This window comes from Halorubrum tibetense (genome assembly GCF_042661865.1).
Classification (GTDB): domain Archaea; phylum Halobacteriota; class Halobacteria; order Halobacteriales; family Haloferacaceae; genus Halorubrum; species Halorubrum tibetense.
In genome coordinates this window covers 1-7,056 of record NZ_JBHSWW010000118.1, presented here as the reverse complement: position 1 = coordinate 7,056, position 7,056 = coordinate 1, and the positions used below count along the sequence as shown (strand labels likewise).

The following is a 7,056-nucleotide window of genomic DNA, read 5'->3' as shown; positions in this document are numbered from 1 at the left end:
AGCGACGGCCCGGAGGATCCGCTTGTGGCCGGCGTCGCGGGTGCTGCTGCCGATCGGTTCGTCGGACGCCGCCGCCGGTGTCGACCCGTCGCTCATCCGCTCACTCCCACGGGTGTCGGCCCGGCGCGTCCGGCCACAGCGGGTACCAGTAGGACTCGTCGTCCTCGATACCGAGCTCGCCGTCAAGTACCGACTGGAGTTTGAACTCCACCCGCTGGTTTCGGCTGTTCGACCCGTCGGGCGCGAACGGGTAGTACGCCCCGCGCCGGAACGAGTAGATCCAGTAGGCGGGGCCGTCGTCGTCCTCGAAGCCGAAGACGGCCGCGAGGAGCCGGGAACCGAATCCCTCCTCCATGAACTGGTCGGCCGCGAAGTGGATGCTGGTGACGAGGTCTTCGGGGTCGTCGTCTTCGAGGACGAACCAGTGGTAGCCGTGGTCGTCCTCGTGACGGTGAAAACCGGTCCCGGTCTCGACTTCGCCGGCTTCAAGGATCTCCTCGACGGTGCTCACGGCCTCGTCGAAGCGGGTACTGTCGACGCCGGAGAAACACAGCGCCGCCTCGCCGCAGTTGTCGTAGCCGAGGTCGGCTTGCATCGTCATGTACGCTGTCGACATCCCGAAGAGGTCCTCCGGGTCGGCTTCGCGGGTCGCGCCGGTTTCGGCGTTCGTCCCGAGTACGGCCCGGATCGTATCGAAGATGCCCATTCGTTGTCCGCCCTACGTGGCGTGGGGTTTAGGGCGTTTCTACCTCGGTTCCATTCCGGATGCTTTCCTCTCGCCCCCGATTCACTCCTCGACCCGGTCGAGATACGTCAACACGCCTCGAGTGTTCAGGCTCGCGTCCGCCCGCGCCCGCTCCGGATTCCAGAACTCCACGTCCGTGCTCGACGACTCGAAACGCTCGACGACCGTCTCGTCGTCGAGTTCGCTTCGCTTCGCTCGAACCGCTTCCACCCACTCGACGTAGGCGCGTTTCGCCTCGCCGATCAGTGCGTCGTCGTACTCGCGGGGGCCGAAGTGGCCGAAACAGAGATACTCGGGCTCGAGGTCGGCGATCGTTTGGAGGTCCCGGAGACACTGGTCCAGGTCGAACTGCGGCGGCGGCGTCGTCTGTCGGACGGTGTCGACCTCGGGGACGTAGATCCCAGCGGCGTCGGCAGTGAAGACGACGTCCGCGTCGGGGTCGTGGTACACCGCGTGGTGCGGCGCGTGTCCGGGGGCCTCGTGGACGACGAGCGAGCGGTCGCCGAGGTCGACCCGGTCGCCGTCGGCGAGTCCGGTGATCCGGGCTTCGGGTATCGGCTCCGGGTCGTCGTAGTATCGCCACTGGTCTTCGACCGCGGACTTCGTGCCGGCGACGAGCGCCTCGGGGTCGACGAGGTGACGGACTCCTCGTTCGGGAACGAGGACCTCGGCCTCGGGGTACCGCTTCGCGAGGTGGCCCGCCCCGCCCGCGTGGTCGAGATGGGCATGGGTCGGGAGGATCCACGCGAGCTCGTCGCGCCCGATCCCGATCTCGTCGAGCGTCTCGAACAGCGCTTCGCGGTTCGCCCCCGTCCCCGTATCGATCACGACGGGCTCGGCCGCGTCGTACACGTACACGGAGCCGTACTCGTCAGTGTCGAACATCCCAGTGTCGTGGACGTACAGGTCGGGAACGCCGCGGACCGGTTCGAACTCGCCAGCGTGCATATCGGACCGACGACGGGTGGGTGCTTTTAGGGATCGGTCGCTGGCAATCGTCGTGTCTGGTCTATCGGCAGTCATCGTGTCCGGTCTATCGGCAGTCCGTGCCCGGGGCTTATGGTCGTCCCGGCCGTGTGAACCGTATGCGCGTTCTCGTTACCGGCGCGACCGGGTTCGTGGGATCCCGGCTCGTCCCGACGCTACTCGACCGCGGTCACGAAGTCGCCGTCCTCGTTCGCGACGCCGACGGCTACCACCCGCCCGAGGGCGTTCACGTCGTCGAGGGCGACCTCCTCGAACCGGAGACCCTCCCCCCCGCCTTCGAGGTCGACGGCGAGCCGGTCGACGCGGCGTACTACCTCGTCCACTCGCTGGACGGCGGCCCCGGCTACGAGGAACGGGACCGGAACTGCGCGCGAAACTTCGCCGACGCGGCGTCCGAGGCGGGCGTCGACCGCGTCGTCTATCTCGGCGGGCTCGGTGAGGACCGCGAGGACCTCTCCGAACACCTCCGGTCGCGCCGCGAGGTGGAGGAGATCCTTGGCGAGGGGACGTACGCGCTCACGACGCTTCGGGCCGCGATCGTCATCGGGGCTGGCAGCGCGAGCTTCGAGGTGATCCGCGGGCTCGCGGGTCGGCTCCCGGTGATGGTTACGCCCAAATGGGTCGACACGCTGTGTCAACCGATCGCGATCGACGACGTGATAGGATACCTCTCCGGCGTCCTCGATGTCCCCGAGACGGCCGGCGAGACCTACGAGATCGGCGGGCCGGAGGTGCTGACGTACGCCGAGATACTCCGTCTGACCCGCCGTCAGTTCGGCCACGGGCTCCGGATCGTTCGGGTCCCCGTTCTCAGCCCCGGGCTCTCCGCCCGCTGGCTCCGGTTGGTCACGGACGTGAACCCGTACCTCGCGCGGTCGCTCGTCGAGGGACTTCGGAACACCGTTATCGTCGAGGACGACCGGATCCGCGAGCTGGTGCCGGTGGAGTCGACTCCCTTCGAACTGGCCGTCGCGCGAGCGCTCGACGACGCTGCCCCGACCACGGTTGCCACCGAGGGGGAGCGGTCGGCGTGAGCCGACAGTACGGCGAGACGTGGGTGTACGAGAGCCTGGTGAGCGGCGTCCCCGGCCTCGAGGTGTCGCGGACGCTCGCGGTCGCGATCCAGTTCGTGATCTTCCAGGCTGGGGTGCTCGCCCTCGGCTGGTACTACGACCTGTGGAGCGCGGTGATCGCGGGGACCGCCGCGGTCGTCGTCGCGGCGATCGGGAGCGTCGAAATGCACCGTCTCGGCGAGAAGAACCGGCTGCTGTCGACCCCGCCCGCACACAAACGGCTCCTCTTCGGGTCGAGTATCGAGATCGTGTTGGGCGTGCTCGCGTTCATCGCGCTCGTGACGTACCTGTTCGTCTGGAACGGCGCGCTCATCGACCGGCTGTTCGGCCCGAACCCGCCGGTGCCCGTCGTCTATCTCACGCTGTTGATCCTCTGGGATCTCACCTACCGGATCGGCACGTCGTGGTGGAGCGCGGTTGTCGCGCTCTGGCGGGCGGTCCACATCGACCTCTCGCCGTCCGACGCCGCGAGCGTGCGCCGGCTCGACGCGGAGAACATCGGGTTCTCCGTGCTTCAGCTCGGCCTCGTTCCGTTCCTCCTCGAGGAACCGGTGCTGCTCGGCGCGGTAGTTGGCCACGTGCTCGCGGTCGCGGTCGTCTGTACGGCGGCGATACTGCTCACCGACGTGTGAACGGCGGCTGCGCATCCGTCGGGATCGAAGCAGGAGAGTCGCGACGCCGCGCCGGAGTCCCGACACGCGGCGTCAGTCGTCTTTCAGCTCCTGAAACGTGTCGAGGAGTGCCTCCGCGGAGTCGCCGGAGTCATAGGTGAGCGACCCGGAGTACTCCGGCCGCTCCGCGTCGAAATCGGCGTCGACGACGCCCGTCTTCTGCTCACGACGCTCGTGTTCGTCCTCGTCATAGGCACCCATTGACATGGTACAGCCTCACTTGGCATCTCCTATTTATATAGCTGTCGCCGACCTATCGCTCCTGATATTCGTGGACTCCCGCCGCGGCGTCGAAACCCCTTAGCCCGCCGGCACGGTAGCGGGCCTGTGGCACAACCGCTCCGATTCAGGCGCGCACCCGGTGGCTGGGACCTCGGCCGGGTTCGCTCACGGATCGAACGCCCGCTCGACGATAACCTCGGTGCGGCGGCCGGCGACCCGTGGTTCGCCCCGCCGCCAGCCTACGAGGCGCGCCGGTTCGACATGGACGACGGGTCGATGGCGCTGTTCTGCTGGACCGACGACGACAGCGACCCGCCGGCCGGTGCGGGGGGCGGTCCGGTCGGGTACTGGCTCGGCAACACGGAGACGCCGAGCGAGCTCTGGCGGACGGAAAAGTACGGCTTCGACGAGGTCCCGTATCCGGTCTCCCGCTGGGCTCAGCGGGAGCTGCTCGCCGAGCTCCACGACGACGAGCCGTGGCTCGCCGACTACCCGCACGTCTCGTGGTTCTTCCTTCCCGTCTTCTGTTCGAAAGACGGCTCGTCGACGACCCGGGCCTTCTTCCGCGACCACGCCGCCGGGTTCCCGGACGCGACGCGCGAGGAGGGAACCGGCTACGTCGAGTCCCTACTCCGACCGGGGATCCTCGACGATTACCGCGAGACGATGGCGGGCAAGCTCGGCACGTCGACGTCGATGGACCTCGTTCGGATGAGCGCGACGATCGCGGAGTTCACCGCCGCGAGCCTGCTCTCGCGGGCGGGGTACGAGGTCACCCCCGAGATCGAGGTCACCACCGGTCACTCGCTCGATTTCCGGGCGGCCGACCCCGACACCGGGGCCGCCTCGCTCGTCGAGGTGACCCGTCCACAGCCGGTCGCGATGCGGTCGGCGAACGACCCTGTCGCCGCCGTCCGCGACACCGTCGAAACGAAGACGAGCGGTCAGCTCGAAGCGCACGGCGGCGGCGCGACCCTGCTCGTCGACTGCAGCTCCTTCCCCGACGACGACTGGGCCCGCGTCCGGTCCGCGAAGCCCGCGGTCCGGCACAAGCCGGCGATCGTCCTCCGGACACGTCCGGACGGCCGGACCGAGGGGTACCGGAAGGGGTCGATCCCGCTCGACCTGTCGGCCGTCATCGAGTGGGTCGACTGAGCGGTTCGTCACCGCTGTCAGGGGCTTCCCGGTCGCCTCGGCCCGGAGATCGTCCTGCCGGTCGGCTCCAGTGGATCGTCCTGCCGATCGGTTCAATCAGCCGTCAGTAAAACCGAGGAATACGTCCGCTCGGGTCCGCGCGGCCGCTCAGAACGAGACCGGCTGTGGTCCGTCCTCGCCCGCCGTCGCGGGGTCGCGGTCCGAGTAGAACCGTCGGCCGACGCCGCGATGACAGACGCCCGCCCGCAGCGTGTCGATCACTTCGTCCGGGGCGTCGAACGTCTGCTCGCCGAACCGTCCGAGCACATCGCCGAGCCGCTCGGAGCCGTCAGCGAGCTCTACGGTCGCGTTTCCGTGAGCCGCGATGATCTCCTCCGAGGTGGTCGGGAACTGGTGCCGTTCGATCCGGTCGTCGACGCCATTCAATCGCATCAACAGATGAAAACACGCGATGGTTCTTAATGATTTTCCATGTATAACCTTAGTCGGGGAGTACTCCTTATATTGCCTATTATCAGGTTCCGCTCGACCGCGGATCCTTAGTGACTCGCTCGCGAACGGCGGGTATGACCGCCGCCGACCCCGTCGTCGCCGACCTCCACACCCACACGACCGTCTCGGACGGGACGCTCTCGATCGAGGAGGTCCCCGCGGCCGCACGCGAGGCGGGCCTCGACTGGGTCGCCGTCACCGACCACGATCGGATCCACCCCGGGCTCGAGTCTGCGGTGGTCGAGCGCGAGGGAGTCCGGATCGTTCGCGGGATCGAGCTCCGGGTCGACGCGGGCTTCGAGCGCCTCGACCTTCTCGGCTACGGCGTCGAACACACCGAGGCGCTCGACGCCGAGATAGACCGACTTCAGACCGACCGCCAGGAGCGTGGCGCGCGGATCCTCGCCCGCGTCGAGGACCAGTTGGGAATCGATCTGGACGTGACGCCGCGGCCCGGGCTCGGTCGACCGCACATCGCCCGCGCGATCGACGAGTCGCCCGCGCCGTACGACTACACCGACGCGTTCGACGAGCTGATCGGGAACGACGGCCCGTGTTACGTCGCCCGCGACGTGACGCCCCTCGATCGCGGCGTCGAGCTCCTCTGTGAGGCGTGTCCGATCGTCGGACTCGCCCACCCCTTCCGCTACGACGACGTCGACGCCGCCCTCGACGTCGCTCGTGAGTTGGATGCGGTCGAGCGATTCTACCCCTACGGCCGATCGGTCGACACGGCGCGGATAGACCGCGTCACGGCCGCGGACGACCTGCTTGCGACCGGCGGAAGCGACGCGCACGAACGAACACTGGGCGAAGCCGGACTGACCGCGTCGGCGTTCGCGCCCGTCCGCGACCGGCTCCCGGATCCCGCCCCACAGGCGGATACGCACGACGAGCGGCCGACGGACGACTGACACGACGGGAACAGCGTTAACTCCCGGGCTCACCGAACTTCGAGTATGCGGTGTCACTACTGCGATCGGGAGGCGGCCTTCGAGGCCGAACAGGCCGGCGTCGTCGTCGGACTGTGCACCGACCACTTCCGTGAGCGCGTCGAGGAGCTGGCCGAGGACGACGGGTTGGCGGCGCTCAGCGACCGGATCGACGTCGAGTCCTCCGAGTGATCGCGTCCCGCCCCGCGAACGAATTATAAAAGACGGCCCGGCGCTAACCGCCGGGTATGTACCCGCCCGACCGGCCACGCCGGCTCCGCACCGACGGGATCCGTCCGCTCGTCAGCGAGTCGTCGCTGTCGGCGTCCGACCTCGTTGCGCCCGTCTTCGTCGACGCGACGACCGACGAGCGCGTCCCGATCGAGTCGATGCCGGGCCACGAGCGCGTCCCCGTCGAGGAGGCGGTCGCCCGCGTCGAGGAGGTCCGCGAGACCGGTGTCGAGGCCGTGATCCTCTTCGGGATCCCGACGAGCAAGGACGCGACGGGAAGCCGTGCATACGCCGAGGACGGTGTCGTTCAGCGGGCAATGCGGGCGATCACCGCCGACACGGACGCGTACGTGATCGGTGACGTCTGTCTGTGCGAGTACACCGATCACGGCCACTGCGGCGTCGTCGAGTCCGACGCGGCGACCGACCCGCGCCTCACGGTGCGGAACGACGAGACGCTCGACCTGCTGGCACGGACCGCGGTGTCGCAGGCCGACGCCGGCGCGGACATGGTCGCGCCCTCGGCGATGACCGACGGACAGGTCGGA

At 68.4% G+C, this 7,056-nt stretch carries 9 protein-coding genes and 1 pseudogene; 6 read left to right on the top strand and 4 right to left on the bottom strand.

Annotation, left to right across the window (positions count from 1 at the left end; translation table 11 throughout):
* Window positions 1–100: 100 nt before the first annotated feature.
* Both pspAB and ACFQEU_RS09075 read right to left on the bottom strand, forming a co-directional pair.
* A complete protein-coding gene (gene pspAB, locus ACFQEU_RS09080) occupies window positions 101–706 on the bottom strand; it encodes a PspA-associated protein PspAB (RefSeq protein ID WP_379781385.1) in 606 nt (201 codons plus the stop codon).
* 81 nt (window positions 707–787) lie between these two features.
* On the bottom strand, window positions 788–1,693 hold the full coding sequence (locus ACFQEU_RS09075) for an MBL fold metallo-hydrolase (RefSeq protein WP_379781383.1): 906 nt from the start codon (window positions 1,691–1,693) through the stop codon (window positions 788–790).
* A 137-nt stretch (window positions 1,694–1,830) separates the two neighbouring features.
* Here ACFQEU_RS09075 and ACFQEU_RS09070 point away from each other — a divergent pair, with 137 nt between their 5' ends.
* Together ACFQEU_RS09070 and ACFQEU_RS09065 are read left to right on the top strand one after the other, a co-directional pair.
* Complete coding sequence (locus tag ACFQEU_RS09070; RefSeq protein ID WP_379781381.1) at window positions 1,831–2,766, top strand: NAD(P)H-binding protein; 936 nt, start codon at window positions 1,831–1,833, stop codon at window positions 2,764–2,766.
* A complete protein-coding gene (locus ACFQEU_RS09065) occupies window positions 2,763–3,437 on the top strand; it encodes a DUF7530 family protein (protein WP_379781379.1) in 675 nt (224 codons plus the stop codon). Before ACFQEU_RS09070 ends, ACFQEU_RS09065 begins: the two co-directional genes overlap by 4 nt.
* A gap of 72 nt (window positions 3,438–3,509) precedes the next feature.
* On the opposite strand, the gene ACFQEU_RS09060 is transcribed toward ACFQEU_RS09065, so the two are convergent.
* Window positions 3,510–3,677, bottom strand: a complete 168-nt coding sequence (locus tag ACFQEU_RS09060; protein WP_379781387.1) for a DUF5786 family protein — start codon at window positions 3,675–3,677, stop codon at window positions 3,510–3,512.
* Between the two features lie 126 nt (window positions 3,678–3,803).
* Here ACFQEU_RS09060 and ACFQEU_RS09055 point away from each other — a divergent pair, with 126 nt between their 5' ends.
* Window positions 3,804–4,853: a DUF5784 family protein gene (locus ACFQEU_RS09055; RefSeq protein ID WP_379781377.1), complete on the top strand. Its 1,050-nt coding sequence runs from the start codon at window positions 3,804–3,806 to the stop codon at window positions 4,851–4,853.
* 147 nt (window positions 4,854–5,000) lie between these two features.
* Here the strand turns inward: ACFQEU_RS09055 and ACFQEU_RS09050 are convergent, their stop codons facing one another.
* Window positions 5,001–5,285: a DUF5789 family protein gene (locus tag ACFQEU_RS09050; RefSeq protein WP_379781375.1), complete on the bottom strand. Its 285-nt coding sequence runs from the start codon at window positions 5,283–5,285 to the stop codon at window positions 5,001–5,003.
* Between the two features lie 134 nt (window positions 5,286–5,419).
* On the opposite strand from ACFQEU_RS09050, the gene ACFQEU_RS09045 reads away from it, so the two are divergent.
* The 3 genes and pseudogenes from ACFQEU_RS09045 to ACFQEU_RS09035 form a co-directional block, all read left to right on the top strand.
* Complete coding sequence (locus tag ACFQEU_RS09045; protein WP_379781373.1) at window positions 5,420–6,259, top strand: PHP domain-containing protein; 840 nt, start codon at window positions 5,420–5,422, stop codon at window positions 6,257–6,259.
* A 45-nt stretch (window positions 6,260–6,304) separates the two neighbouring features.
* Entirely contained in the window at window positions 6,305–6,469 is a 165-nt protein-coding gene (locus ACFQEU_RS09040; RefSeq protein ID WP_379781371.1) for a DUF6757 family protein, read from the top strand.
* 56 nt (window positions 6,470–6,525) lie between these two features.
* Window positions 6,526–7,056 (top strand): annotated as a pseudogene (locus ACFQEU_RS09035) (porphobilinogen synthase); the annotation flags it as partial.